The organism is Xanthobacter pollutisoli, assembly GCF_040044995.1.
Classification (GTDB): Bacteria; Pseudomonadota; Alphaproteobacteria; order Rhizobiales; family Xanthobacteraceae; genus Xanthobacter.
Map to the genome: position 1 here is coordinate 713,787 of NZ_JBDZDP010000001.1, position 25,082 is coordinate 738,868.

Sequence of the window (25,082 nt, forward strand, 5' to 3'; positions counted from 1 at the left end):
CTGCGCGGACGGCCGCGTCCCCGGAGCCCCAAGGCCATGAGCCTCATCTCGTCCGCCCTCAAGCGCATCAACCCCTCGCCCACCATCGCCATCTCCAACAAGGCGCGGGAGCTGAAGGCGGCGGGGCGGGACATCATTGCGCTCTCGGCCGGCGAGCCGGACTTCGACACGCCCGACAACATCAAGGAAGCCGCCGTCGCCGCCATTCGCCGCGGCGAGACCAAGTATACGGCGGTGGACGGCATCCCCGAGCTGAAGGCCGCCATCTGCCGCAAGTTCAAGCGCGAGAACGGCCTCGACTACAAGCCCTCGCAAGTGTCGGTGGGCACCGGCGGCAAGCAGGTGCTGTTCAACGCGCTGGTGGCCACGGTGGATGCCGGCGACGAGGTCATCATTCCCGCGCCCTACTGGGTGAGCTATCCCGACATCGTCCAGTTCTGCGGCGGCACGCCGGTGCCGGCCATGACCACCATCGAGGACAATTTCAAGCTCCGTCCCGAGGTGCTGGAAGCCGCCATCACGCCGAAGACCAAGTGGCTGATCTTCAACTCGCCCTCCAATCCGTCGGGCGCGGCCTATTCTTTCGACGAGCTGAAGGCGCTCACCGACGTGCTGGTGAAGCATCCCCATGTGTGGATCCTTACCGACGACATGTACGAGCACCTCGTCTACGACGACTTCAAGTTCGTCACCCCGGCGCAGGTGGAGCCCGCCCTCTACGACCGCACGCTCACCATGAACGGCGTCTCCAAGGCCTATTGCATGACCGGCTGGCGCATCGGCTACGCCGCCGGCCCGGAGGCGCTCATCAAGGCCATGGGGACGTTGCAGTCCCAGTCCACCTCCAATCCCTCCTCCATCGCCCAGTGGGCGGCGGTCGAGGCGCTGGACGGGCCGCAGGATTTCATCGCCGAGAACAACAAGGTGTTCAAGGATCGCCGCGACCTCGTGGTGTCCATGCTCAACCAGGCGAAGGGCCTCACCTGCCCCAAGCCGGAAGGCGCCTTCTACGTCTTCCCCTCCTGCGCCGGCGCCATCGGCAAGACGACCCAGGGCGGCGTCACCATCACCGACGACGAGGTCTTCGCCACCCAGCTGCTGGAGGCGGAGGGCGTCGCGGTGGTGCACGGCTCGGCCTTCGGCCTTGGCCCGGCCTTCCGCATCTCCTACGCCACCGCTACCTCCGACCTTGAGGAAGCCTGCCGACGGATCCAGCGCTTCTGCGGCGCGTTGAGCTGAAACGGGCACACTCGCACGGAAAAAGGAACCGGCGACCATCTCAAGCGTTGGCGCAGCGGTGAAGTCTGGGTTAAGGCTGCGCTGTCGTCGGGTGCAGGGATCAACCCGCCCGCTTCCCATAGGAGGAACGACATCATGAAGACTGTTCTCAAGGCCGGCCTCGCCGCCGCCGCTGTGCTCGTCGCCGGCGCCCTGCCCGCTTCGGCCCAGTCCCGGGTTCAGGTCGGCACGCTGACCTGCAACATGGCGCCGAACGTCGCCTTCATCATCGGCTCTGTGCGCGAGATGAGCTGCACCTTCCGTCCGGCCGTGAGCGGCGCCAAGCGTGGCACCTATCAGGGCACCGTGCGCCGCTTCGGCCTCGACGTGGGCGTGAACGGCCGCGGCACGCTGGTGTGGGCGGTGTTCGCTCCGTCCGCTCGCGTCCCTGCCGGCGCCCTGCGCGGCTCCTACGTGGGCGCTGCCGGCTCGGCCTCCATCGGCGTGGGCCTCGGCGCCAACGTGCTGGTGGGCGGCTCGCAGAACACCTTCGCGCTGCAGCCCCTGTCGCTCGAAGGCCAGACCGGCCTCAACCTCGCCCTCGGCGTTTCCGACCTGACCCTGCGCTGATTCGGTTCGCCCGGCACCCGCCGGGCCCGTCTCGCGATCCTTGCCGCGGCGGAGCTACCGCCCCGCGCGCGGCGCCCCACGCCCCCGGTCACCCCGGGGGCGTGTGCATTTTCGGGCCCCGCATCAGTCGCCAGCCGAAGGGCCGTGATCTTCCGCACGGGCGGCGCGGCAAAAGCTGGCGTTGCGTCCCGCGCCGGGCCGACGTACCTCTCTGAACGCAACCCCTGGGGGATTTCTTATGCGCGCCTCTTTTGCCGCCGTCTCCACGCTCGCCCTGGCCCTCGCCGCAGCATCGCCCGCCGCCGCCCAGTCGGCCGCGAAGGTCCAGTCCGGCATGCTGGTCTGCAAGGTGGCCCCCTCCATCGCCTTCGTGATCGGCTCCATGCGCGAGATGGCGTGCGAGTTCCGCAACACCGCCGTGCAGCCTTACGTGGTGAAGTCGCGCTACAAGGGCACGATTGCGCGCTTCGGCATCGACATCGGCGTGCTCGCCTCCGACACCATCGCCTGGGCGGTGTTCGCCCCCACCGCCAATCCGGTGCCCTCCGATATCGCCGGCTCCTACGTGGGCGTCTCGGCCGACGCGGCCTGGACCATCGGCGGCGGCGCCAACGTGCTGCTCGGCGGCTCCAACAACCAGATCGCGCTGCAGACCATCTCGCTGGAAGGCATGATCGGGGCGAGCATCGCCGCCGGCGTTGCCGACCTCACGCTCACCTTGCTGCCCAACTGACCCTCTCGCGCACCCGCGCAGCCGTTCCGCCTTCATGAAAAAGCCGGAACGTGAGCGCTAGTGTCGCTCCTTGATTCGGCCGGATGCGTCATCCGGCCGAAGGCGCCATCCCTGTGCGGAGGGTTCGGCATGTCGGGTACGAGGCGATTGCTGATGGCTGGCGCCGCTTTGGCCGCGCCGGGGCTGGCGTGGAGCGCGGCCATTGCGGCCGGTCCGGCGGTGCCGCAGATGGCGGCGGGTCTGCTTGAATGCCGCGGGGATTTCGCCACGGGCTACGGCTTCGGCTCCTCACGCAAGGTCAGGTGCGAATATCGCCCGTCCATGGGCGTGAACCATTATTATGCCGGCACCATGGAGCGCGTGGGCCTCGACTTCGGCATCTCGGATCAGGCCAGCATGCTGTGGGCGGTGATCGCCACGTCGGCCGCCGTGGAGCCGGGGGCGCTGGCGGGAAAATACGTCGGCATCTCCACCGGCTTCGCGCTGGGCCCGGGCTTCTCCGCCAACATGCTCGCCTCCGACGATGCCACCCGGCAGGTCACGCTTCAGCCCCTCAGCGTGTCGTCCGACAGCGGCCTCAGCCTCTCCATCGCCGGCGCAACGCTGACGCTGGAGCCCTCCACCGCGAACCCGCGACAGCCCGCCCAATAGGCGCACTCGCCTCTCACGGCCGGGTGAGAGGCCACACGCCCGTGTGACTTGCCCCCCTTCCGCGCCGCCGCGATGGTGGCACCGCCACGGAGGACACGGCATGCTCATACGATCGAAGCGGGGCTGGGAACTGCCTGAGTCGGCGGCGACGCCGGAGGCGGTCTATCTCTCCCGCCGCGCGGTGATGGGGGCGGGCGCGCTCATGCTCGCGGGCCTCGCATCGCGCCCTGCCGCCGCGCAGCGCGTCGCCGATGTGCCGGATCCGTCCGCGAGCCTCTATCCCGCCAAGACGAACCCCCGCTACACCCTGGACCGGCCGGTGACGCCCGAGGCCAAATCGAGCGTGGTGAACAATTACTACGAGTTCAGCTACGGCAAGAACGTCGCCCCCTCCATGGGCCGCTTCCAGCGCCGCCCGTGGCTGGTGAAGATCGACGGCATGGTGGAGAAGCCGCAGGAGCTCGGCATCGACGATCTCCTGAAGAAGGTCCAGCTGGAGGAGCGGCTCTACCGCCACCGCTGCGTCGAGGCATGGTCCATGGCCGTGCCGTGGACCGGCTTCGCCATGAAGGATCTCGTCGCCCTCGCCAACCCGACATCAGGGGCGAAGTTCGTGCGCATGGAGACCTTCCTCGATCCGAAGGTCGCGCCGAACCAGAAGGACTTCCGCTATCCCTGGCCCTATGTGGAAGGCCTGACCCTGGAAGAGGCGACCAACGAGCTCGCCTTCCTCGTCACCGGCGTCTACGGCAAGCCGGCGCCAGCCCAGTTCGGCGCGCCGCTGCGCCTCGTGACGCCGTGGAAGTACGGCTTCAAATCCATCAAGGGCATCGTGCGCTTCTCGTTCACCGACAAGCAGCCGCTGAGCTATTGGGAAGAAGTGCAGGGGGCCGAATACGGCTTCTGGGCCAATGTGAACCCCAAGGTGCCCCACCCGCGCTGGAGCCAGGCCAGCGAGGAGGACATCGCCACCGGCAACCGCCGCCCGACCGAGCTGTTCAACGGCTACGGCGAATATGTCGCCGCCCTCTACGCCGGGCGGGAAAACCAGAAGATCTGGTACTAGGCCGGCCGGGCAGCGTATCGGCGCCGCCCGCGATCGCGGACGTGCGCCGTCTTATGCCTCCACGCCGCCCCGGCGCTCGGGCTCGGCGAAGCCTTCGGGTGCGTCGCCGGCCTCGAACGGCGTCGCCACCTCCACGAACGTGTCAGGGTAGAAGCCGTTGAAGCGGGTGCGCAGGGAGAGGGAATAGGCGCCGATGTGGCCGATCTCGATCCAGTCGCCGGTGTCCACGTCGCCGGGCAGATAGAAGGGGCGCGAGAGCACGTCCACGCTGTCGCAGGTGGCTCCATAGATGCGGAAGGGCTCCACCACATGGGGCCGCCCGGCACGGCGGCGACGGGCGGGATCGGGAATGTGCCGCACCGGAAGGAGGATCTTGCCGGTCCACGAATCCGACAGGGACGACCACACCCCGTCGTTGATGTAGAGCCGCTGCCCCTTCTTCAGCAGCACCCGCACGATGACCGAGAAGGCGCGGGCGACGATGACCCGTCCCGGCTCCGCCACCAGCGGCGTGCCGGCGAAGCCGTGGCGCTCCACCGCGCCCATGAGGCCGGAGACGATCTCGCCGAGGGGCGGCATGGGCGCCACCGGACGGCGCGGGTCCACGGCATAGCGCGCGGGAAAGCCGCCGCCCACGTCGAGGGTGGCGATGGGCACCCGGGCGGCATCGCGCACCTCGGCAGCCGTGGCCACCGCACGGGCGTAGGTGTCCACCTCCTCCACCTGGCTCCCCACGTGGAAGCAGATGCCGCAGCGGATCCCCAGCCCGTGGATGCGCTGCAGAAGCTCTGCCGCATGGCCCGGCGCGGCGCCGAACTTGCGCGAGAGCTCGTAGGCCGCCTCCCCCTTGGAGGCGATGCGGACGAACAGGGTCAGATCCTCGGGATCGAGGTCGAGGGCGCGGACGATGCGCATGATCTTGGCCACCTCGTCCTCATGGTCGAGGGCGGTGGCGCGGATCCGGTAGTGTTCCAGGGCAAGGCGGATGTCGGACTGCGCCTTCACCGGATGCATATAGAAGAGTTCAGCCCCGGGCGCCGCCGCCCGCGCCGCGGCGAACTCGGCCGGCGAGGCTACATCGAAGGCGGAAATGCCGGAGCGGGCCAGCACGTCGAGCACCATGGGCTCGCCGTTGGTCTTCACCGCATAGGCGGTTCGGCCGGGAAAGGCCGCGAGAAAGGCCGCGGCGTCGTCGGCCAGCACCTGGGGGCGGAAGCAATAGACCGGCTGGTCCGGCCTCAGCTCCAGCGCCGCCTCCCGCCCGGTCGAAAACCGCGGCAGCGGCGCGACGCCGGCGGGCGGTTCCGGGATCTGGGCGGGCATCTGCGGCGCGGTCAGCGGCATGGAGCTTCCTTTTTCGGCAGGGCAACGCGGCCGACACAATGCGCGGCTTTTCCGGCGAGAGCACGACGCCAGCGCGCAAAGTGCGGTTTTCTCCCTGCGTTCATTTTCTGGAAAGGTGTTGCCGCCGTGTCCTTGACCGCGGCAAAGCGCGGCCGCATCGTCCCGGCGGAAGTTCGCCCGTCTGGGCGGGGGGCCGGGAAGTGGAGACGAGCATGGTCGAGCGGTCGCAGGGCGCGAAAGCTTTTGGCGGTTGGGCGCGCACGCGGAACGCACTGGCTCGCGCGGGCCGCGCGCTGAGCCGGTCCGCAGCCGGCGCCGCCGTGATCGCCGCAACCTTGGGCGTCCTCGCCCTCGCTCCGGCGCCGGCCCGTGCAGCCAATCTGCTGGAGCTGAACTTCTGGCTCTCCGGCCCGAACTATTCCGGGGTCATCCCGGCCTGCGACGACCAGCAGGCCCTCGACCTCATCGCCACCCGCTTCGCCGAGACCGAGCGGCGGTTCTGGGCCTCCACTCTCTCCATCACCGATTTCGAGAAGGTGCACGAGATCGCGTACCGCCCCTGGGGGCCGGAATACCAGCCGCGCCGCTATTGCCGCGGCACCGTCTACACCAACGATGCCCACAAGCGCGCCATCTATTATTCCATCATCGAGGACGGCGGCTTCATCGGCGCCTCGTGGGGCGTGGAATGGTGCGTGGTCGGCCTCGACCGCAACTACGCTTACGCCCCGTCCTGCAAGATGGCGCGTCCGTGAGGCTGACGCTTAAGGTGCTGCCGTGCGCCTGATAGGTCGCCTGACGACCCGCCTTTTGCGCGCCGCTGCCGCCACCTGCGCCGGCCGGGCCGGTCGTCCGCGCGGGCGGCCGCTGCTGCACCGCCCCCTTCTCTCTCTGCTCCTGCTCGCCGCCGTCCTGACTGGCGGCCTTGCGTTCGGCCTCGGGCCGGCCATGGCGCAGGAGCGGGGTGAGCCGGGGCGGTTCGACTTCTACGTGCTCTCCCTCTCCTGGTCGCCCACCTATTGCGAGGATCGCGGCAAGCGCGCATCGGACGAGGCGCAATGCGGCATCGCCCGCCCCTATGCCTTCGTGGTGCACGGGCTGTGGCCGCAATATGAGCGCGGCTTTCCGCAGAGCTGCCAGACCCCGGCGCCCTACGTGCCCAATCCGCTGGTCAATTCCATGCTGGACGTGATGCCGAGCCGCCGCCTCGTCATCCACGAATGGAAGACCCACGGCACCTGCTCCGGCCTCGGCCCGCAAGGCTATTTCGACGCCGTGCGGCAGGCCCGCGCCAAGGTCAGCATCCCGGACGAGTTCGTGCAACTCGCCGATTATCGCACCGTCTCTCCCGAAGAGGTGGAAGCCGCCTTTCGCGCCGCCAACCCGGGCCTCGAGCCGGGCATGATCGCGGTGGATTGCGACCGGCGCCGGCTCCGCGAGGTGCGCATCTGCATGAGTCGCGAGCTGGGCTTTCAGTCCTGCCCGGACGTGGACAGCCGGGCTTGCCGCCTGCCGCGCATGGTGATGCCGCCCGTCCGCGCCAGCCACTGACGCTTGACGCCCGGGTGTCCGCGGTCCAACAGCGTGCAGCACCGCCGGCCGCGGCATCCTCCCCGAGCGCCATGAATTATCGTCACGCCTTCCATGCCGGCAATCCGGCCGACGTCATGAAGCATGCGGCCCTCGCCCGCGTGCTCGCCTATCTCGGCCGGAAGGACACGCCCTATCGCGTGCTGGACACCCATGCCGGAGCGGGCCTCTACGATCTCGACGGCGCCAGCGCCCAGCGCACCGGGGAGGCCGAAGCCGGCATCGAGGCCGTGCTCGCCGCGACCCTGCCCGATCCGGCGGCGGCGCTGCTTGCCCCCTATCTCGACGCGGTACGCGCATTGCGGTCATCCGGCCGCCGCCTCTACCCCGGCTCGCCCGCCCTCGCCCTTGCGCTGACGCGGCCGCAGGATCAGCTCCTGCTCTGCGAGCTGCACAAGGACGAGCGGGCGAAGCTGGAGAAGCGGATCGGCGCCGACCCGCGGGCCAAGGGCCGGGTCAAGGTCCTGGCCCAGGACGGATGGCAGGCCCTGTCCGCCCATTTGCCGCCGCGCGAGCGCCGCGGGCTGGTTCTCGTCGATCCGCCCTTTGAAGAGCCCGGCGAGTTCCAGCGCATGGTGGCCGGGCTGGAAGCCGCCCACCGGCGCTTTGCCACCGGCATCCTGATGCTGTGGTATCCCATCAAGGACCTGCGCGCGGTGGACGCCTTCCGCCGCGACGTGGCCCGTCTGGGCCTGCCCAAGACGCTCAAGGTGGAGCTGGATTTCGCCACCGTGCGCAGTCTCGATACCCTGTCGGGCTCGGGGCTCATCATCGTCAATCCGCCGTTCACCCTCGCCGACGAGCTGAAGACCATCCTCAACGCCATCGCGCCGCTGCTCGCCCGCGACGGCAAGGGGCGCGCCCGCGTGGGCTGGCTCACCGCTGCCGGATAACGCCGCCCGGCATTTTCAGCCCGGCATTTTCAGCCCGGCATTTTTCATGGCCGACGCACGCGCGCCGCGCTATCCAGAAGTCCCTCCTGCCTCGGACATTCCCATGCTGCTGCGCTTTTCCCCAACGTCCCCCTTCGTTCGCAAGGTACGCGTCGCCGCCGCCCTGCTCGGCCAGACGCTGGAGCTCGAGACGGCCGATACCCTCGATCCCAACGATACGCTGCGGCAGCAGAACCCCCTCGGCAAGGTGCCGGCGCTGGTGACGCCCGAGGGCGTGCTGTTCGATTCGCCGGTGATCCTCGCCTATCTCGACCATGTGGCGGGCGGCGACCGGATCCTTCCGACCGAGCCCAAGGCGCGCTTTGCGGCGCTGCGCAAGGAGGCCCTCGCCGACGGCATGATGGATGCCGGCATCCTCACGCTCTACGAAGCGCGCTTCCGGCCGGTCGAGAAGCATGAGGCCAAATGGCTGGATCACCAGGCCGAGAAGCGCTCCCGGGCGCTCGCGGCGCTGGAGGCCGACTGCACGCCCTTCGCCTTGCCGATCACGGTGGGCGACATCGCACTGGCCTGCGCGCTGGGCTGGTTCGATTTCCGCTTCGAGGGGAAGTGGCGGAACGATCATCCCCGCCTCGTCGCCTGGTTCGACGACTTCATCGCCGCGATGCCGACTTTCGCCGAGTCCGCACCGGTCGCCTGACGCAAAAAAGGGCGCCGCACGGATGCGGCGCCCCTTTCTGGACGTCGAGCGTCACTCGACGATGTAGACGACCTTGCGGGTGCGCGGGTCGACGATCACGCGCCGATCATTGACCACGGTGTACTCGTAGTCCTTGGTCTGCGGGATGTCATAGATCGCGACGCCTTCCGGCAGCGGCTGGCCCACGACCACTTCCTGCTGCACGCGCACCGAGGGACGACGCTCCTTCATCACGTAGGTGCGAACCTCCTGCGGGGGCTCGGCAGCCGCGCCGACGGTCGCGCCGACGGCACCACCCACCACGGCGCCCACGGGGCCGCCGACTACGGCGCCCACGGCCGCGCCGCCCACGGCGCCGGTCGCGGTGGAGGCCTGGGCGAAGGCGGCAGCCGGAGCCAGCACGGGAACGGCGAGGCCGGCAATCACGGAACTGATGAGAAGGGTCTTGCGCATTGTTGCTCTCCAGTGGCGGTTACTTCGCAGGAGAAACAGTCGCATCCCCGATTTCGTTCCGACGTTCGAGAATTTCCCGTGGTGTGGCGACAACATCGCCAGAGCGCGGCAAATTCTAGACTTGAGTATTCCAATTGGTATTGGCGTGCCCACAGCCGGCAACAGAGTATTCTTTCTTATGCTCACGCTGAAGCTTCGAGAGATTTGACCGGCACGCGGGGAATGGGAATCATCATTCCGCGGCCCATGAGTTCCGCCTGGGTGAGGTCCAGCACGCGCCAGGCAATGGCCACCAGTTCGTCCGCCTCCTCGTGGGACAGGGTGAAAGGCGGAGCGAGGATCATGCCGTCGCGCACCGCCCGCATCACCAGTCCCTCGCGGAAGGAGAAGTCGCGGCAGATGAGGCCCACGGTGCCCTCCTCCGCGGCGAAAGCGGCGCGGGTCGCCTTGTCGGGGGTCAACTCAAGCGCGCCGATGAGGCCCACCATGCGCGCCTCTCCCACCAGCGGGTGCTCGGCCAGCTTCAGCCAGCGTTCCTGAAGATAGGGCCCGATGTCGGTGCGCACCCGCTCCACCAGTCTCTCGTCATGCATGATCTTGAGATTGGCCAGGGCCGCGGCGCAGCCGCCGGGATGGCCGCTGTAGGTGAAGCCGTGGTTGAAGTCGCCGCCGTTCTCGATGAAGCCCTCGGCAAAGTGGTCGCCCACGATCACGCCGCCCAGCGGGAAATAGCCCGAGGTGACGCCCTTGGCGAAGGTGATGAGGTCCGGCTTCACGCCCATGAACTCGCCGCCGAACCACCGGCCCGTGCGGCCGAAGCCACAGATGACCTCGTCGCACACCAGAAGCACGTCGCGCTCGCGGCAGATCTTCTCCACCTCCGGCCAATAGTTGGCGGGGGGAATGATGACGCCGCCGGCGCCCTGGATGGGCTCGCCGATGAAGGCGGCGACATTCTCAGGCCCCACCTCGTCGATGGCGCGGGCGATGTCGCGCGCCGCCATCAGGGCGAAGGCCTCCTTGTCCATGTCGCCCCCCTCGGCCCACCAATAGGGCTGGGCCACGTGGACGATGCCGGGAATGGGCAGGCCGCCCTGGGCGTGCATCGGCTTCATGCCGCCGAGCGATGCGCCGCCCATGGTGGAGCCGTGGTAGCCGTTGCGCCGCGAGATGAAGATGGACTTTTCCGGCTTGCCCATGGCCGCCCAATAGTGGCGGACCATGCGCAGCACGGTATCCACCGCTTCGGAGCCGCCGGAGGTGAAGAACACCCGGTTCATGTGCGGCGGCGCCACCTCCGCGATGGCGGCGGCAAGCTCGGCGGCGGCGGGATGGGTGGTCTTGAAGAAGGTGTTGTAATAGTCGAGCTGGTGAAGCTGGGCGGCGATGGCGTCCACGATGGCCTTGCGGCCGTGGCCGACCTGCGAGCACCACAGGCCCGACATGCCGTCGAGGATGCGGTTGCCGTCGCTGTCGAACACATAGACCCCCTCTGCCCGGGTGATGACCCGCACGCCCTCCGCATTCAGCGCCTTGGTGTCGGAGAACGGGTGCAGGTGATGGGCCGCGTCCAGCGCGCGCCAGTGGGCGGTGGAGTTGGACAGAGGGGTGGACGTCACGATGGCGGTGCTCCCGTGTGGCGAAGGCGGCGCAGGCCCGGCGATTGCGCGAGGCGGAGCTTAGCGGTCTCTCCGCAACCTTAGAAGCTCCGCGCCGATGCACGCGATCCGCCCGCGCGCTGCGCGGATCGGCCAAATTCCCGCCGGTGCGGCGATCTGCTAGATCCGCTCGTCCCGCGCCGCAGCGCGGGCGGCAGGGGACAGACGCGGATGGAACCGGATTTCTGGCGCGCACGGTGGGAGAACAACCAGATCGGCTTCCACGAAGGCAAGCCCAATGCGTTGCTCCAGCGCCACCTCGGCGCCCTCGCGCTCGCTCCTGGCGCGCGCATTTTCCTGCCCCTGTGCGGCAAGACGCGCGATATCGCCTTCCTGCTGGCCCAGGGCTTTCGGGTGGCGGGCGCCGAGCTGAGCCGGCTTGCGGTGGAACAATTGTTCGCCGAGCTGGAGGTCGCGCCCGTGGTCTCCGTCCACGGCCCGCTCGAGCGCTTCAGCGCGCCGGGAGTGGACATCTTCGTCGGCGACATCTTCGCGCTTGGCGGCGATCTGCTGGGTCCCGTGGATGCCGTCTACGACCGGGCGGCCCTGGTGGCGCTGCCGGCGCCTCTGCGCGCGCGCTACGCCCCGCACCTGGTTGAGATCACCGCGGGCGCGCCGCAGCTCCTCATCACCTTCGAATACGACCAGTCGCTCGTCGAGGGCCCACCCTTCTCCATCCCGCCGGCGGAGACGCGCGCCCTCTATGGCGCGGACTATCTCGTCGCGCTGCTGGAAAGCGCCGTCGTGGCCGGCGGCCTCAGGGGCAAGTGTGAGGCCACCGAGCACGCATGGCTGATGGAGCGCGGCTGACCGGGCGGCGTCAGAGCCGCGTCCAGACGGTCTTGAGATCGGAATATTTTTCCAGCGCGTGCAGGGACTTGTCCCGCCCGAAGCCGGACTGCTTCACCCCGCCGAAGGGCGTGGTGATATCGTCCGCGTCGAAGCAGTTCACATAGACCACCCCGGCCCGAAAGCGCCGCGCCACCCGGTGGGCGGCAGACAGGTCCGCGCTCCAGATGGAGGCGCCGAGGCCGTAGATGGTGCCGTTGGCGATCTCCACCGCCTCGTCCAGCCCGTCGAAGCCGATGACCGACAGCACGGGGCCGAAGATCTCGTTCTGCGCCAGCGCCGAGTCCGGGGCCACGTCGTCGAACACGGTGGGCGCGACGAAGGCGCCGCCGGTCTCCGTGCGCACCGCCTCGCCGCCTGCCACGAGGCGCGCGCCGCTTTCGCGTCCGGCGGCGATGGCGGAAAGGATGCGGCCCTGGTGCTCGCGGCTCACCACCGCGCCCGCAGGGGCGGACGGATCGAGCGGGTCGCCCGGCATCCAGCGCGGCGCCAGCGCGGCAACGCGCGCCACCAGTTCGGCGCGGATGCGGTTGTCCACCAGAAGACGCGAGGCGGCGGTGCACATCTCGCCCTGATTGAAGAAGATGCCGCCGGCGACGGCCTCCGCCACCGCCTCGAGATTCTTCACGTCGTGGGCCACCACGAAGGCGGTCTTGCCGCCGAGCTCCAGCGACACGCGCTTGATGTTGCTCTCGGCCGAGTACCGCAGGAAATGGCGCCCCACCTCGGTGGAGCCGGTGAAGGCGATGGCATCCACATCCATGTGCAGGCCCAGCGCGCGGCCCGCCTCGGTGCCGAGGCCCGGCACCACGTTGAAGACCTCTGGCGGTATGCCAGCCTCCAGCGCCAGCTCGGCGAGCCGCAGCGCGGTCAAAGGTGATTCCTCCGCCGGCTTCAGGATCACGCTGTTGCCCATGGCGAGGGCGGGCGCCACCTTCCACGCCGCCATGATCATGGGGAAGTTCCACGGGGTCACGCAGCCGACGACGCCCAGCGGCTCGCGCAGCACCAGGGCGAGGTTCTCGGCCGTGGTGGGCGCCACCTCGCCATAGATCTTGTCGCAGCACTCCCCGTAATAGGCGAAGCAGTCGGCGGTGGCCCGCACGTCGATGGCGCGGGCGTCCGAGATGGGCTTGCCCATGTTGAGGGTTTCGGTGAGGGCAAGTTCATCGCCGCGCGCGCGGATCAGCTCCGCGAAGGCCTGGAGGATGCGCTTGCGCTCCAACGGGCGCAGTCCCGCCCAGGACCTCGTCTCGAAGGCGCGGCGCGCCGACTGCACCGCGCGGTCCACGTCCTCGGCATCGCAGGCCGCGACCTCGGCGAGCACCTTGCCCGTGGCGGGGTTCACGGCGCTGAAGGTGCGGCCCGAAGCGGCCGCGACGAAGGCCCCGTCGATGAAGGCCTCGGTGCGGAAAGAGGGAAGGGTGATCGCCACCCGCTCGACCGCCGCCATGATGCGCTCCTCGCTCTGTTGTTGGCCGGGCCGCCGCTGGCTGGACTGCCGGCGCGCCACCTTGGCAGCCAACCCTCACCTGCGCCTCCCGCTCCCGTCAAGGCGCCGCATCAAGTGTTGCACGGATGCCGCTCGGTCGGATTTTCATCCTGAAGCACCACGGTAGCCAGCTACAACGAGATCACCCTCCGCTACCAATACCGTCCGAGTCGGGCTTTGGGGGAAGCAGATGAGGTCGCGCGGGATCCTGTTGATTTCGGCATCGGCGGTGGCGCTGCTGGCGGGGGTGGCGTCGGGCGGCGCGGCGGATCTGGCCGCCAAGGCGAAGGCGCCGGCGGCCGCCCCTGGCAGTTGGACCGGCTTCTATATCGGTGCCTATACGGGCGCGGCCATCGTCGACAGCTGGTGGGGATCCGCCAGCGGTCCGCTCAGCCTCTCGCCGATCCAGACGCAGGAGAAGCTCGGCACGGCCAGCGGCGCGGTGATCGGCGGCCAGATCGGGTACAATTACCAGATCGGCTCCTATCTGCTGGGCGTGGAGGCCGACATCGGGACCGGCTCCCTCTACAGCGTCATGCGGTGCGGGCGGGTCTTCCAATCGGCCTGCACAGCGGATACCGACATGCTCGGGACCGTGGCGGCGCGTCTCGGCTATGCCTTCGACAACATGCTGATCTACGGCAAAGCCGGCCTTGCCGTTGCGCACGACGACTATACCCTTTCCGGAAACACCTATTCGGGCACGTTCACGGGCGCGCAGACCCGAACCGGCTGGACGGTGGGAGCCGGCGTCGAGATGGCGCTGACGCCGTCCCTCTCGGCCAAGGCCGAATACGCCTATCTGGATTTCGGCTCCTCCTCCGCTGACCTCGCCAACGGCTTCGTCCCGGCCAGCATCAGCGTCGCGCAGTCGGCGCAGATGGTGAAGCTCGGCCTCAACTGGCATCCCGGCGCTACCGCCCTGCCCGGAACCGGCCCGGCGCCGGCTTCGCCGGGGCGCGACTGGAGCGGCTTCTATCTCGGCGCCCATGCGGGTGGCGCCTGGGGCCGCGACGACTGGAGCGATCCGCAGGGTCTGCTTGCCGCGGCACCCATCCCTGGCGCCTTCCCCGGCGGTGGCACGGCCATGGGCCTCCTTGGCGGCGGACAGCTCGGCTTCAACGTCCAGACCGGCGCCCTGGTCGCGGGCGTCGAGGCGACGGCGGCCGCCTCCAGCATAGGGGGCTACGCCAAGTGCGCGGGCAACAATGCGGATGGCTCGAGCTTCGCCTGCCGCGACACCGTGAAGACCCTCGGCACCCTCTCCGGCCGGATCGGCCAAAGCTTCGGCGACGCCTTGCTCTACGCCAAGGCCGGCGCCGCCTGGGCGGCCGGAACGAGCGACGTGCACCAGACCTACGGAGGACCCCCTTACACCGCCAGCGGCACCCGCTGGGGCTGGATGCTCGGGGCCGGCGTCGAATATGCGATGACGCAGAACATCTCTGCCTTCATCGAATATGACTACATGGACTTCGGTTCGCAGCAGGTGGCCTTTTCCGGCTTCGGCCAGACCACCGCGGCCAGCCTCGACCAGCGCCTCGACGTGGTCCGCATGGGCGTGAACTACCGGTTCGGCGCGGCCGGCCCCGCCGTCGGCAAGGCGCCGTCCGCCCCCGCCCTCCCCGTCGGCTGGACCGCCGAGGTGGGCGCCCGCTACTTCGCCAGCACCGGGCGCATGCAGAAGGACCTGTTCAGCAACACCAACGCCGCCCAGCTGAACTCGCGCCTTATCTACGGCGACACCACGGGCCAGTCGGCCGAGACCTTTTTCCGCTTCGAGAACTTTAACGGCGTGTTCCTCAAGGGCTTCGCCGGACTCGGCACGCTCTCCGGCGGCAAGCTCTTCGACGAGGATTTTCCGCCGGCCATCGATCCTTATTCCAACACCCTCACCGAAATGCACGCCGGGAGCCTGGCCTATGGCGCCATCGACCTCGGCTATGATGTCCTGCGGGCCGGCGGCGGGTCGCTGGGCGCGTTCGTGGGGTATCGCGGCTATTACAACTCCGTCACCGGCTACGGCTGCCGCCAGGTCGGTCCAGGCGGCGTCTGCGCCAGCCCCGATCCGGCCACGCTCGTCGCGCTGGGCCTCAGCGAGACCGAATCCTGGCAGGGCCTCGCCCTCGGCGTTAATGCCCGCCTGCCCCTCGCCGACCGGGTCCGCCTGGAAGTGGACGCCGCCTACCTGCCGTTCGTCGTGCGCGGCGGTTTCGACAACCACTGGTTCCGCAGCGACGTGAACCCGCTGCCCGACGGCGGCCGGGGCTGGGGCACCCAGGTGGAGGCCATCCTCAGCTACGCGGTCACGGACCGGCTCGACGTGGGCATCGGCGGCCGCTACTGGTTCTTTGCGACCGACGAGGCGACCTCGCAATTCCCGGGGTCGCGGCAGCCCTCGGCGATGACGTTCTACACGGAGCGCTACGGCGCCTTCCTGCAGGCCTCCTACCGCTTCGGCGACCTGCCCACCCTTGCGACCCCGGCGGCAATCGCCAAGGCCAAGGTGGCTCCCGCGCCGGCAAGCTGGACCGGATTTTACCTCGGCGGCAGCCTCGGCGGCGGCAAGGGACATTCCACTTATGCCTCGCCCTTCCCCACGCCGGTGCGCGGGGATGCGGCCGATCTCGGCGGCGCTCTGGCCGGCGGGCAGATCGGCGCGGACTACCAGTTCGGCGGCCTCGTCGCGGGTGCCGAAGCGTCCCTCGCCTGGGCCAATGCCGAGGGCACCAACACCTGCTTCTCCACCGCCCTGACCGGCGCGGTGCCGGAGCCCACCGGCTTCAATTGCGGTAGCCGCGTCAACGCCCTCGGCACCCTGACGGGCCGCCTCGGCTATGCCTTCGATCGCACGCTGTTCTACGCGCGCGGCGGCTTCGCCTGGGACCAGCAGCACGACATCTTCAACACCACGCCCTACACCCGCCAGAAGATCGGAAATTCCAGCACCAACAGCGGCTGGACGCTGGGCGGCGGCATCGAATATGCGCTCCTCCCCAACCTCTCGGTGGGCGTGGAATACAAGCATTTCGACTTCGGCGCGTCGTCGGCCTTCACCACCACGACGCCGGCCTCGCTCGCTGGGGTAAACCTCGCGCCCGACGGCCTGCGGCTCGACATGGTGTCGATGACCATGAACTACCGCTTCTGGGGCGCGGGCGCGCAATAGCCGCTCGCCCTGGGTCAGGGATCAGAGGGCCGCAAGGCCCTCAGTCCTGCGACCCCTCCCCGTCCTCGTCTTCCTCAGGCCGGCCGGGGATGGCGTAGGAGCCCGAGAGCCAGCGGTTGAGGTCCACGTCGGCGCAGCGCTTCGAGCAGAAGGGGCGGTAGCGCTCCACCGAGAGCTTGCTGCAGATGGGGCAGGGCTTGGCCGCCGGGGCGGACGGATCGCCCTTTGCGTCGCCCGCAGCCGGGGCTTTCGGCTTGGCCGGGCTCACGCCGCCCGCTCCACCCAGCCGCTGCGCACGTCGTAGCCCTGGCCGTTGAGCAGAGCGAGCGATTCCGACAGCGGCAGCCCGACCACGTTGGTGTAGGAGCCCACGAGCTTCACCACGAATCCGCCGGCGATGCCCTGGATGGCGTAGCCGCCGGCCTTGCCGCGCCACTCACCGCAGGCGAGGTAATCGGCGATCTCATCGCGGGAGAGCCGCTTGAAGCGAACCCGCGTCTCCACCAGCCGCGCATGCTCGCGCCCCTTGGGGTCCACGAGGCACACCCCGGTGTAGACGCGGTGGGTGCGTCCCGACAGCAGCCGGAGGCAGGCGTCCGCCTCCTCCACGAGATCGGGCTTCGGCAGGATGCGCCGGCCCACCGCCACCACGGTGTCGGCGGCGAGCACCAGCGCATTCATGCCGGCATCGCGCGCCCGCTTGCCCACGAGGCGCCCCTTCTCCTGCGACAGGCGCTGGGCGAGGCGGCGGGGCAGCTCGCCACGCTCGGGGGTCTCGTCCACGTCGGCCGGCATGAGCAGGTCCGGCTCGATCCCGGCCTGGTTCAGGAGCGCGAGCCGGCGCGGAGAGCCGGAGGCAAGGACGAGCTTGACCTGATCGTTCACGGAAGACCTCTGGATGGCGCCACGGCCGGACCCGTCGCGCGGGTTCGATCCGCTCATCTACCGGAAAGCCGCCCGCCTGTGAACGGCCGCGCGGCCGCGGCGGCGCCCGCCGGGCTTTATCGGCGGCCCTCCGCCGGCTATCAAGGAGCGGACACCTTCGTCGTCGGCCGCCGGGCCGCAACGCGAGCGCCGCCCCATGAACGCCATCACCTCGCTGAAGACCTTCCTGCTCGACCGGGTGGAGATGATCGGCGCGCCCTTCTATACGGACTCCCACCGCCTCAGCGTACCGGAGGACGATCCCCACGACGTGATCGCCGCGGTGCCCGCCGAGGACCATGATCCCGCCGACGGCCAGTCCTTCGCCATCGACTATGTGGACCATGCGGGCAACGCCAGCCATCGGCGCATCTCGGTCTGGGCCGTGCAACGCAATCTTGAGGGCGTGCCCATCCTCATCGCCAAGTGCCACGAGCGGCAGGCGGCCCGCGCCTTCCGGGTGGACCGCATCACCGCCGTCACCGACCTGGACGGGGTGCGGCGCGAGCCGCTGCCGCGCTTCTTCTTCGAGACCTTCGGCTTCGTCTGGCCGGCGGACGCCCTCGACGTCACGCCGGAGGAGAGCGACGAGCAGCGCTGGGACCGCATCCGCGGCATCATCCGCAAGGCCGGCGTGGCCTTGCTGGTGGCCCTCGCAAGGGCCGACCGGGAGACCGGCGCAGCCGAGGTGGAGGAAATCGTCTTCTTCTGCGACCGGGCCTGCGCCGCGGAAGGGATCGACCTGACCGGCGCGGAGCGCGAGCGGCTCGCCGCGCAGGTGGCGCGCCTGCGGCCCACGGCGGAGTCGGTCGAAAGCGCTCTCGACACCCTTTTCGAGAGCGGCATCGAGGCCATCGCCGCTTTGCTCAAGGCCGGCATGCGCGTCATCACCGCCGACGGCACCCTGCGCGAGGAGGAGGCGCAGATGCTGGACACCTTCTGCTTCGCCCTCACCGGACGCCACGTGCGCTAGAGATCCGGCGCACACCGCCCCTCCCGTTAACCTCGCCTCAGCCATCCGCGAAGATCGCCCGGCAGCCCTCGCGCTGCACGGCACCAAACGGCCGCGCCCGCGTTGTCTTCCCCGAGACCATTCGGAGAAGCGACATGTCCCTCGCCCGCCCCGCACCCCTCCGGGCAGCCGCCGGCGCCCTACTTGCCGCCACCATGCTCACCTTCGCCATGCCGGACGCCGGCTCGGCCCAGCCCGCCGCGCAGCCGGCGGTGCCGGCCGATCCCCTGCCCTCCCGCCCGGCGCCGGGCGGATCCGCCGTGCCCGTGCCCACGCCGGTGCCGGTGACACCCGCCCCGCCGAGCGAGGCCGCGCGGGAAAAGGCGGCGGAGCAGAAGGCGGTGGTGGAGGAAGCGGTGAAGGCGGCGGAGGCCGAGGCCCCCGAGGATGCCGAGCGGGCGGCCGCGTGCAAGGCCCACGCCCTCGCCCGCCTGAAGGCGCGCTCGCCCTCGGTGGACGACATCTTCATCGACATGGACGGCCTGACCATTGCCAAGGCGGACATGGCAGTGGGATCGGAGAAGATCACCGGCGTGCTGATGGGTGAAGCCTATATCAAGCGCGACCGCTCCGACCGCGCCCACCGCTTCCTGTGCCTCGTGGGCGAGAAGGACAAGGTGGTCATGACCTTCCTGACCGAGCGCTGACCACCCGCGTCGCGCCGCCCGGGCCCGTTTGATCCCCCGGACGCGCCGGGGGATGACCGAGGGCGGATCAGTGGAGCGCAGCCAAGGGACGCGCCCGCAGCTCAGATGTTGGTCTTGTCGGCGCCCTTCAGCTCCAGGATCGTGCGGGCATCGTCGGGGCTCGCGACTTCCAGACCCAGGCCCTCGATGATCTTGGCGGCGAGCTTCACCTGATCGGCGTTGGAGGTGGCAAGCTTGCCGCGTCCGGCCCAGAGCGAATCCTCCAGGCCCACCCGGATGTTGCCGCCCATGGAGGCGGCCATTGCGGCAATGGGCAGCTGGTTGCGCCCGGCCCCCAGCACGGACCAGCGATACTTGTCGCCGAACAGGCGATCGCAGGTGCGCTTCATGTGCATCACGTCCTCCGGGTGGGGACCGATGCCGCCCAAAAGCCCGAATACCGACTGCACGAACAGCGGCGGCTTCACCAGGCCGCGGTCGAGGAAATGCGCCAGATTGTAGAGATGGCCGATGTCGTAGCACTCGAACTCGAAGCGGGTGCCGTTGTCGTAGCAGGTGGTGAGGATATATTCGATATCCTTGAAGGTGTTACGGAACACGAGATCGCGCGTGTTCTCAAGGTGGGTCTTCTCCCACGGGTGCTTGAACTCCTTGTACTTGTCGAGCAGGTGGAACAGCCCGAAGTTCATGGAGCCCATGTTGAGGGAAGCCACCTCCGGCTTGAAGGTCGCCGCGGGAAGCACGCGCTCCTCCACCTTCATGTAGGGGCTGCCGCCCGAGGTGATGTTGATGACCGCGCCCGTGGCCTGCTTGATGCGCGGCAGGAAGGGGGCGAAGGCCTCCGGCGTCTGGTCCGGCTGTCCGGTCTCGGGATTGCGGGCGTGCAGGTGCAGGATCGCGGCGCCCGCCTCGGCGGCGGCCAGCGCATCGGTGACGATCTCGTCCGGCGTGATGGGGAGATAAGGCGACATGGTGGGCGTGTGGATCGCCCCGGTGATGGCGCAAGTGATGATGACCTTGCGGCTGGCGGTCTTTGCGGCGGGAGCGGCGGCGTCTGCCATGATTTTCGTGCCTCAGTCTAAATGAGAAATGTGGACCTCGGGCGGATGGACCTCAGGATCCGATGTCCTGCGCGGCCTTGCGCTTGTGGGCGGCGAGCGCCATCAGCCGGCGGTCGCGCCACACCTGGCGCTCCTGGAGGTCATCGTGGGCGAGGCGCGCGCGGCGCTCGGCAAGCACGGTCTCCAGCACCGGGCCGGCCCAGTCCACGCGGCGCCACTGGTCGGGCGAGATGCGCTCGTAGATCTGCTGGTAGCGCGCCACATAATCGGCGACGCCGCCCGGCGCGTTGAGGTCGATGGTCTCGAACGGCCCCATGAAGGACCAGCGCAAGGCCAGCCCCTCGCGGATGCCGATGTCCACGTCCTCGACGCTCGCGTACCCATCTGCGACGAGGCGGAACGCCTCCTCAAGGAGTGCGCCCTGCATGCGGTTCATCACGAACCCATCCAGCTCGCGCTTCATCACGATGGGGGCCTGCCCGGCCTGGCGCATGAGATCGGCGGCGCGGGTCATGGTCTCGGGCGCCGTCCAGGGGGCCGGCACCACCTCCACCGCCGGGATCAGATAGGGCGGGTTGATGGGGTGGCACACGCACACCCGCTCGCGATGCTTCAGGTTTTCCGTGAAGCGCGAGGGCAGGATCGCCGAGGTGGAGGAGGCGAGCACGGTTTCGGGCGCCGCGAGCGCGTCGAGCTCCGCATAGAGCGCCTGCTTGAGGGCGAGGTCCTCCGGCGCGTTCTCCTGGGCATGGACGGCGCCTTCCAGCGCATCGGCATAGGACGACGCGGCGGAAAGGCGCGCGCGCACAGCCTCTGGCGAGACGCCGTTGAGCAAATCGTTGGCGGCAAGGTCCGGCAGCACGCCCTCGATATAAGAGAGCGCGGCCTGCGGCGCGCCTTCCGCCTTGTCGGCGAGCGCCACGTCGAAGCCGGCGCGGGCGAAGGTGATGGCCCAGGCCCGGCCGATGAATCCGGAGCCGATGATGGCGATCTTGGTCATGAAAGCCTCTTGAGGTCGAATGAGCCCGCGCCCCGGACCAGCGACGGCGCAGCCGGAGCGCCGAGCCGGGGCCCAGGGGAAAGTCGGCGCAGCCGGCGATGACCGAAGGTCCCTCCGCTTGAGCCGCCTTCGGCGTACCCTTGCGCTGGACCCCGGCTCTCCTTCCGCTCGCGCTGCAGTCGGCCGGGGTACGAGTGACACCCCTCACAACCACAGCACCTGGCGGCGAAGGTCGAGGTCGCGGGCGAGCGGCCGGGCGGGACCTTCGTGCATGACTTCGCCGCGCTCCAGCACCACGGCGCGGTCGGCGAGGTTCAGCACCACGTCGAGATGGTGGTCCACGATGACGAGGGTGAGAGACTGGCGCAGCCGGTCGAAGGCGTCGAACAATTCTTCCGTCACCGCCGGCGACAGGCCCTCGAACGGCTCGTCCAACAGCAGCACGCGGGTGTCGCCCATGAGCGCGCGGGCCACCGCCACCATCTGCTGCTCGCCGCCGGAGAGCAGATCGGCCGCCGTATCGAGCCGCACCTTCAGGCGCGGGAAGAGGTCCAGCACCTCCTCCTCGCTGAAGTGCTTGCCGGCCCCGGTGATGCGCTTCAGCCGCCCGAGTTCGAGGTTGTGGCGCACGCTCATGCCGTGGAACAGCGCCCGGCCCTGCGGCACGTAGCCGACACCGCGCCGGGCGATCGTCGCGGAGGAGAGACCGGCCAGCTCCTCGCCGGCCAGGGTGATGGAGCCGTTCATCGGCTTGACGATGCCGGTGATGGTCTTGAGCAGGGTGGACTTGCCCGCGCCGTTGCGGCCGAGCAGCGCAAGGATCTCGCCCTCCTTCGCCTCCAGCGAGACGCCCGCGAGGATGCGGCTCTTGCCGTAGAAGGCGTCGACGCCATGCAGGCGCAGCATCGGGGTGTCCGTGGCGGCGGAGACGAGATCACGCGCCGCCAGGGCGGCCGCGCCAGAGCCGATATAGACCTCCTGCACGCGCTTGTCGGACCGCGCATCCTCCACCGTGCCGTCCACCAGCACGGCGCCGTCCGCCATCACCGTGACCGCGTCGGCAAGCTCGAACACGCGGTCGATGTCGTGCTCCACCAGCAGCACCGGCACCGCGCCGGAGATCTGCTTGATGAGGTTGGAGACCCGCGTGCGCTCCGCCGCAGCAAGGCCCGCCAGGGGCTCGTCCAGCAGCAGCACGCGCGGGCGGGAGGTGAGGGCAAGGCCCATGTCCAGCAGGCGCTGCCCGCCGTAGGAGAGCGCGCCCGCCTCGGCCCGTTCCATGCCGGCGACACCGAGGAAGGCCACCATCTCCGCCGTCTCCGCGTTGATCTCCGGGATGGATGCGGCATCGCGCCAGGGGTCGAAGCGGCTCTTGTGGGTGGCCTGCACGCCGAGCCGCAAATTCTCCTCCACCGAAAGAGTCGGAAAGAGGTTGGTGATCTGGAAGGAGCGCGACAGGCCCTTCATGCACACGGCATTGGGGGAGAGGCCGTCGATGCGCTCCCCGGCCAGGCGGATCTCCCCCGCATGGGGCGGGAACATGCCGGAAATGATGTTGAAGGTGCTCGTCTTGCCTGCGCCGTTGGGCCCGATGAGGGCGTGCAGCGTCCTGTCCTTCACCGCCACCGCGCCGGCGCGCACCGCCTTGATGGCGCCGAAGCCGAGCGCGAGATCCTTTGCTTCCAGGATCGGCGCAGCGCTCTCCCAGCGCGGGCGGGCGGTGAGGCCGGCGGGGAGCGCGCGCACCTCCGCCGCGGTTCGCCGGCCCATGGCGGCAGCCTCCACCCGCTTCTTCAGCAGCGGGGCGACAAGCCGCCCCGCGACGCCCACGAGGCCGGTGGGTGAGAACACGATGAACGCCATGAAGAGCAGGCCGAAGAAGAACAGCCAGTTGGGCGTCCACATGGAGAGAAATTCGCGGAACAGCACGAAGAACAGCGCACCCAGTGCCGGCCCGAGGAAGGAGCGCATGCCGCCGATGACCACCATGGCCAGAAGCTCGCCGGAGAAGGCGATTGCGATGGGATCGGCCGAGGCGAAGCGGTGGTTGAAGGCCATGAGCGCGCCGGCAAAGGCGGTGACGCCGGCGGAGAGGGTGAAGCAGGCGATCTTGTAGGCCCGCGTGTCGTAGCCGATGAAGCGGGCACGCTGCTCGTTCTCGCGGATCGCCACCAGCACCGTGCCCACCGGCGAGCGCACGAAGCGCTGGAGCTTGAAGATGAGGATGAAGGCCGTCACCGCCACCACGGTGTAGAAGACGGCGTTGCGCTCCACGTCGAGGCCGAAGAACGGGCCGCGGTGGACGCCGCCCAGCCCGTTCTCGCCGCCCGTCACCGCCGTCCAGCGGAAGGCGACCGTGAAGAGCAGGGCGGTGAAGGCGAGGGTGAGAAGGGAAAAATAGACGCCGCGGCGCCGCAACACCACGTAGCCGATGGGGATGGCGGCGAGCGTCACCACGAGCGCTGCGGGCAGCGCCAATACCATGCCCCATCCCGGCAGCAGCTGCTGCTGGAGCAGCGCCGCCGCATAGGCCCCGAGGCCGAACCACGCGCCATGGCCGAAGGAGACGAGGCCGGTGTAGCCCACGAGCAGGTTCAGCGCCATGCAGGCCATGGCGAGGATGACAACGTCGGTGGCCGAGGTCAGCGTCAGCCCCAGCGCGGAGAGCACCGGCGGCAGCAGCACGAGGCTCGCCGCCGCAACGATGAGGTTCGCGTGGCGTGCCAGGGGGGAGCCGCGTCCGGCGGCGGGGGTGCCGTCGGCGGCGCTGAGGGCGGATGTGGAGGGTTGCAGCATTCTCGCCTCACTCGAACCGGAGGATGCGCTCGCCGAAAAGGCCGCGCGGGCGGGTCAGCAGCACCAGCAGCATGAGCAGGTACATGGAGGCTTCTGCCGCCGGAGGGATGAAATAGACGGTGAGCCCGCGCACGAGCCCCACCAGCAGCCCTGCCGCCACCACGCCCCAGAACGAGCCGAGCCCGCCGATCACCACCACCACGAAGGCGGCGGTGAGGATCTCGGCGCCCATGGCCGGATGCACGCCGGAGATGGGGGCCAGCATGATGCCGGCGAGCCCCGCAAGGCCGATGCCGATGGCCGCCACGGCGGTGAGATAGGGCGTGAGCGAGATGCCGAGCGCGCCCACCATGTCCGGGTTCTGCACGCCGGCCCGCACCACCCGGCCGAAGGCGGTGCGCTGGAGCAGCAGCCACAGCCCCAGCACCGCCGCCGCCGCGACACCGAGGATGGCGAGGCGGTAGCGCGAATAGATGAAGTCGCCGATGAACACCTGCCCGCGCAGGAATTCCGGGATGGAGAACGGGATGGGTGTGGCGCCGAAGGCCATGCGCAGCGCCTGCTCGATCACCATGGCAAGGCCGAAGGTGAGCAGCAGGGAGAGGATGGGATCAGCCCGGTAGAAGCGCGAAAACAGCGTGCGCTCGATGACCATGCCGATGAGCGCGACGGAGAGCGGCGCCGCGACGAAGGCGGCGGGAAAGCCGAAGCGATTGCCGATCTCGACGCCGATATAGGCCCCGATGGCGTAGAAGCCGCCGTGGGCGAGGTTCACGATGCCGCCCAGCGAGAAGATGAGCGACAGGCCGAGGGCGATGAGCAGATAGGCGACACCCACCAGAAGCCCGTTGAGCAATTGCTCGATCAGGAAGACGAGTTCCAGGGGCATGAAGTCTTCTCCGGACTGAATACCGATCAAAAGGCCCTCTCCCGCTTGCGGGAAACGGGGATGCGTTTGCCCCCCGGACCAGCGACGGCGGAGCCGGAGCACCGAGCCGGGGCCCAGGGGAAAGTTCGGCGAAGCCGGCAAAACCCCGCCGCCCATTCCGGTTGAGCGGCCTTCGGCCACCTCTTGCGCTGGGCCCCGCCTCGCATTCCGCTCGCGCTGCATGCGTCCGGGGCGCGAGGGCGGTGCCCGCCGGAGCCCAACCGTAAAGAAAGAACGATCCCGCTCCCCGGCCCAGCGAAGGCGAAAG

23 protein-coding genes are annotated in these 25,082 nt (G+C 69.3%); 13 read left to right on the plus strand and 10 right to left on the minus strand.

Annotated elements, in window-relative coordinates:
• Positions 1-36 precede the first annotated feature (36 nt).
• The 5 genes from ABLE93_RS03385 (at position 37) to msrP (ending at position 4,298) form a co-directional block, all read left to right on the plus strand.
• Positions 37-1,239 carry a pyridoxal phosphate-dependent aminotransferase gene (locus tag ABLE93_RS03385; protein WP_348837916.1) on the plus strand — a complete coding sequence of 401 codons (1,203 nt, stop codon included), beginning with the start codon at positions 37-39 and terminating at the stop codon, positions 1,237-1,239.
• A gap of 135 nt (positions 1,240-1,374) precedes the next feature.
• The gene (locus ABLE93_RS03390) at positions 1,375-1,848 is read left to right on the plus strand and encodes a DUF992 domain-containing protein (RefSeq protein WP_348837917.1); all 474 of its coding nucleotides are present in this window, start codon (positions 1,375-1,377) and stop codon (positions 1,846-1,848) included.
• Between the two features lie 238 nt (positions 1,849-2,086).
• Complete coding sequence (locus tag ABLE93_RS03395) at positions 2,087-2,581, plus strand: DUF992 domain-containing protein (RefSeq protein WP_348837918.1); 495 nt, start codon at positions 2,087-2,089, stop codon at positions 2,579-2,581.
• Positions 2,582-2,710: 129 nt separating this feature from the next.
• The gene (locus ABLE93_RS03400; RefSeq protein WP_348837920.1) at positions 2,711-3,232 is read left to right on the plus strand and encodes a DUF992 domain-containing protein; all 522 of its coding nucleotides are present in this window, start codon (positions 2,711-2,713) and stop codon (positions 3,230-3,232) included.
• Positions 3,233-3,332: 100 nt separating this feature from the next.
• A complete protein-coding gene (gene msrP, locus ABLE93_RS03405; RefSeq protein WP_348837921.1) occupies positions 3,333-4,298 on the plus strand; it encodes a protein-methionine-sulfoxide reductase catalytic subunit MsrP in 966 nt (321 codons plus the stop codon).
• A gap of 51 nt (positions 4,299-4,349) precedes the next feature.
• On the opposite strand, the gene ABLE93_RS03410 is transcribed toward msrP, so the two are convergent.
• Positions 4,350-5,621, minus strand: coding sequence for a type III PLP-dependent enzyme domain-containing protein (locus tag ABLE93_RS03410; protein WP_510182972.1), 1,272 nt, complete (start codon positions 5,619-5,621; stop codon positions 4,350-4,352).
• A gap of 341 nt (positions 5,622-5,962) precedes the next feature.
• On the opposite strand from ABLE93_RS03410, the gene ABLE93_RS03415 reads away from it, so the two are divergent.
• The 4 genes from ABLE93_RS03415 to ABLE93_RS03430 all read left to right on the plus strand — a co-directional run bounded on the left by ABLE93_RS03415 (position 5,963) and on the right by ABLE93_RS03430 (position 8,825).
• A complete protein-coding gene (locus tag ABLE93_RS03415; protein ID WP_348837922.1) occupies positions 5,963-6,397 on the plus strand; it encodes a hypothetical protein in 435 nt (144 codons plus the stop codon).
• Between the two features lie 112 nt (positions 6,398-6,509).
• Entirely contained in the window at positions 6,510-7,193 is a 684-nt protein-coding gene (locus ABLE93_RS03420) for a ribonuclease T2 family protein (protein ID WP_510182973.1), read from the plus strand.
• Between the two features lie 71 nt (positions 7,194-7,264).
• Entirely contained in the window at positions 7,265-8,125 is an 861-nt protein-coding gene (locus ABLE93_RS03425) for a 23S rRNA (adenine(2030)-N(6))-methyltransferase RlmJ (RefSeq protein WP_348837923.1), read from the plus strand.
• A gap of 46 nt (positions 8,126-8,171) precedes the next feature.
• Complete coding sequence (locus ABLE93_RS03430) at positions 8,172-8,825, plus strand: glutathione S-transferase family protein (protein WP_348837924.1); 654 nt, start codon at positions 8,172-8,174, stop codon at positions 8,823-8,825.
• A gap of 51 nt (positions 8,826-8,876) precedes the next feature.
• On the opposite strand, the gene ABLE93_RS03435 is transcribed toward ABLE93_RS03430, so the two are convergent.
• Both ABLE93_RS03435 and ABLE93_RS03440 read right to left on the minus strand, forming a co-directional pair.
• Positions 8,877-9,278, minus strand: a complete 402-nt coding sequence (locus ABLE93_RS03435; RefSeq protein WP_348837925.1) for a DUF1236 domain-containing protein — start codon at positions 9,276-9,278, stop codon at positions 8,877-8,879.
• A 182-nt stretch (positions 9,279-9,460) separates the two neighbouring features.
• Entirely contained in the window at positions 9,461-10,897 is a 1,437-nt protein-coding gene (locus tag ABLE93_RS03440) for an aspartate aminotransferase family protein (RefSeq protein ID WP_348837926.1), read from the minus strand.
• Between the two features lie 210 nt (positions 10,898-11,107).
• On the opposite strand from ABLE93_RS03440, the gene tmpT reads away from it, so the two are divergent.
• Positions 11,108-11,746 (plus strand): thiopurine S-methyltransferase, encoded by a 639-nt coding sequence (tmpT, locus tag ABLE93_RS03445; protein ID WP_348837927.1) that lies wholly within the window; start codon positions 11,108-11,110, stop codon positions 11,744-11,746.
• Positions 11,747-11,756: 10 nt separating this feature from the next.
• Here tmpT and ABLE93_RS03450 read toward each other — a convergent pair whose 3' ends face one another.
• Complete coding sequence (locus ABLE93_RS03450) at positions 11,757-13,238, minus strand: aldehyde dehydrogenase (protein WP_348838470.1); 1,482 nt, start codon at positions 13,236-13,238, stop codon at positions 11,757-11,759.
• Between the two features lie 229 nt (positions 13,239-13,467).
• On the opposite strand from ABLE93_RS03450, the gene ABLE93_RS03455 reads away from it, so the two are divergent.
• Positions 13,468-16,446: an outer membrane protein gene (locus ABLE93_RS03455; protein ID WP_348837928.1), complete on the plus strand. Its 2,979-nt coding sequence runs from the start codon at positions 13,468-13,470 to the stop codon at positions 16,444-16,446.
• Positions 16,447-16,486: 40 nt separating this feature from the next.
• Here ABLE93_RS03455 and yacG read toward each other — a convergent pair whose 3' ends face one another.
• Entirely contained in the window at positions 16,487-16,714 is a 228-nt protein-coding gene (gene yacG / locus ABLE93_RS03460; protein WP_348837930.1) for a DNA gyrase inhibitor YacG, read from the minus strand.
• On the minus strand, positions 16,711-17,331 hold the full coding sequence (locus ABLE93_RS03465) for a Maf-like protein (protein ID WP_348837931.1): 621 nt from the start codon (positions 17,329-17,331) through the stop codon (positions 16,711-16,713). Before ABLE93_RS03465 ends, yacG begins: the two co-directional genes overlap by 4 nt.
• A gap of 196 nt (positions 17,332-17,527) precedes the next feature.
• Between ABLE93_RS03465 and ABLE93_RS03470 the strand changes: the two genes are divergently transcribed.
• Entirely contained in the window at positions 17,528-18,343 is an 816-nt protein-coding gene (locus tag ABLE93_RS03470) for a WYL domain-containing protein (RefSeq protein WP_348837932.1), read from the plus strand.
• A 134-nt stretch (positions 18,344-18,477) separates the two neighbouring features.
• Positions 18,478-19,029, plus strand: coding sequence for a hypothetical protein (locus ABLE93_RS03475; RefSeq protein ID WP_348837934.1), 552 nt, complete (start codon positions 18,478-18,480; stop codon positions 19,027-19,029).
• Positions 19,030-19,130: 101 nt separating this feature from the next.
• Here the strand turns inward: ABLE93_RS03475 and kce are convergent, their stop codons facing one another.
• From kce to ABLE93_RS03495, 4 genes are all read right to left on the minus strand, one after another.
• A complete protein-coding gene (gene kce, locus ABLE93_RS03480; RefSeq protein WP_348837935.1) occupies positions 19,131-20,090 on the minus strand; it encodes a 3,5-dioxohexanoate:acetyl-CoA acetone transferase in 960 nt (319 codons plus the stop codon).
• 52 nt (positions 20,091-20,142) lie between these two features.
• Positions 20,143-21,090, minus strand: coding sequence for a 3-hydroxyacyl-CoA dehydrogenase (locus ABLE93_RS03485; protein WP_348837936.1), 948 nt, complete (start codon positions 21,088-21,090; stop codon positions 20,143-20,145).
• A gap of 204 nt (positions 21,091-21,294) precedes the next feature.
• Positions 21,295-23,886 carry a branched-chain amino acid ABC transporter ATP-binding protein/permease gene (locus ABLE93_RS03490; protein ID WP_348837938.1) on the minus strand — a complete coding sequence of 864 codons (2,592 nt, stop codon included), beginning with the start codon at positions 23,884-23,886 and terminating at the stop codon, positions 21,295-21,297.
• 7 nt (positions 23,887-23,893) lie between these two features.
• On the minus strand, positions 23,894-24,769 hold the full coding sequence (locus ABLE93_RS03495; RefSeq protein ID WP_510182974.1) for a branched-chain amino acid ABC transporter permease: 876 nt from the start codon (positions 24,767-24,769) through the stop codon (positions 23,894-23,896).
• Positions 24,770-25,082 lie beyond the last annotated feature (313 nt).

What these genes read in the sequence shown, in the direction of transcription:
- ABLE93_RS03385 (WP_348837916.1), top strand. Translation starts at nt 37, where the DNA reads ATGAGCCTCATCTCGTCCGCCCTCAAGCGCATCAACCCCTCGCCCACC.
- ABLE93_RS03390 (WP_348837917.1), top strand. Translation starts at nt 1,375, where the DNA reads ATGAAGACTGTTCTCAAGGCCGGCCTCGCCGCCGCCGCTGTGCTCGTC.
- ABLE93_RS03395 (WP_348837918.1), top strand. Translation starts at nt 2,087, where the DNA reads ATGCGCGCCTCTTTTGCCGCCGTCTCCACGCTCGCCCTGGCCCTCGCC.
- ABLE93_RS03400 (WP_348837920.1), top strand. Translation starts at nt 2,711, where the DNA reads ATGTCGGGTACGAGGCGATTGCTGATGGCTGGCGCCGCTTTGGCCGCG.
- msrP (WP_348837921.1), top strand. Translation starts at nt 3,333, where the DNA reads ATGCTCATACGATCGAAGCGGGGCTGGGAACTGCCTGAGTCGGCGGCG.
- ABLE93_RS03410 (WP_510182972.1), bottom strand. Translation starts at nt 5,621, where the DNA reads ATGCCCGCCCAGATCCCGGAACCGCCCGCCGGCGTCGCGCCGCTGCCG.
- ABLE93_RS03425 (WP_348837923.1), top strand. Translation starts at nt 7,265, where the DNA reads ATGAATTATCGTCACGCCTTCCATGCCGGCAATCCGGCCGACGTCATG.
- ABLE93_RS03430 (WP_348837924.1), top strand. Translation starts at nt 8,172, where the DNA reads ATGGCCGACGCACGCGCGCCGCGCTATCCAGAAGTCCCTCCTGCCTCG.
- ABLE93_RS03435 (WP_348837925.1), bottom strand. Translation starts at nt 9,278, where the DNA reads ATGCGCAAGACCCTTCTCATCAGTTCCGTGATTGCCGGCCTCGCCGTT.
- tmpT (WP_348837927.1), top strand. Translation starts at nt 11,108, where the DNA reads ATGGAACCGGATTTCTGGCGCGCACGGTGGGAGAACAACCAGATCGGC.
- ABLE93_RS03450 (WP_348838470.1), bottom strand. Translation starts at nt 13,238, where the DNA reads ATGGCGGCGGTCGAGCGGGTGGCGATCACCCTTCCCTCTTTCCGCACC.
- ABLE93_RS03455 (WP_348837928.1), top strand. Translation starts at nt 13,468, where the DNA reads ATGAGGTCGCGCGGGATCCTGTTGATTTCGGCATCGGCGGTGGCGCTG.
- ABLE93_RS03470 (WP_348837932.1), top strand. Translation starts at nt 17,528, where the DNA reads ATGAACGCCATCACCTCGCTGAAGACCTTCCTGCTCGACCGGGTGGAG.
- ABLE93_RS03475 (WP_348837934.1), top strand. Translation starts at nt 18,478, where the DNA reads ATGTCCCTCGCCCGCCCCGCACCCCTCCGGGCAGCCGCCGGCGCCCTA.
- kce (WP_348837935.1), bottom strand. Translation starts at nt 20,090, where the DNA reads ATGGCAGACGCCGCCGCTCCCGCCGCAAAGACCGCCAGCCGCAAGGTC.
- ABLE93_RS03485 (WP_348837936.1), bottom strand. Translation starts at nt 21,090, where the DNA reads ATGACCAAGATCGCCATCATCGGCTCCGGATTCATCGGCCGGGCCTGG.
- ABLE93_RS03490 (WP_348837938.1), bottom strand. Translation starts at nt 23,886, where the DNA reads ATGCTGCAACCCTCCACATCCGCCCTCAGCGCCGCCGACGGCACCCCC.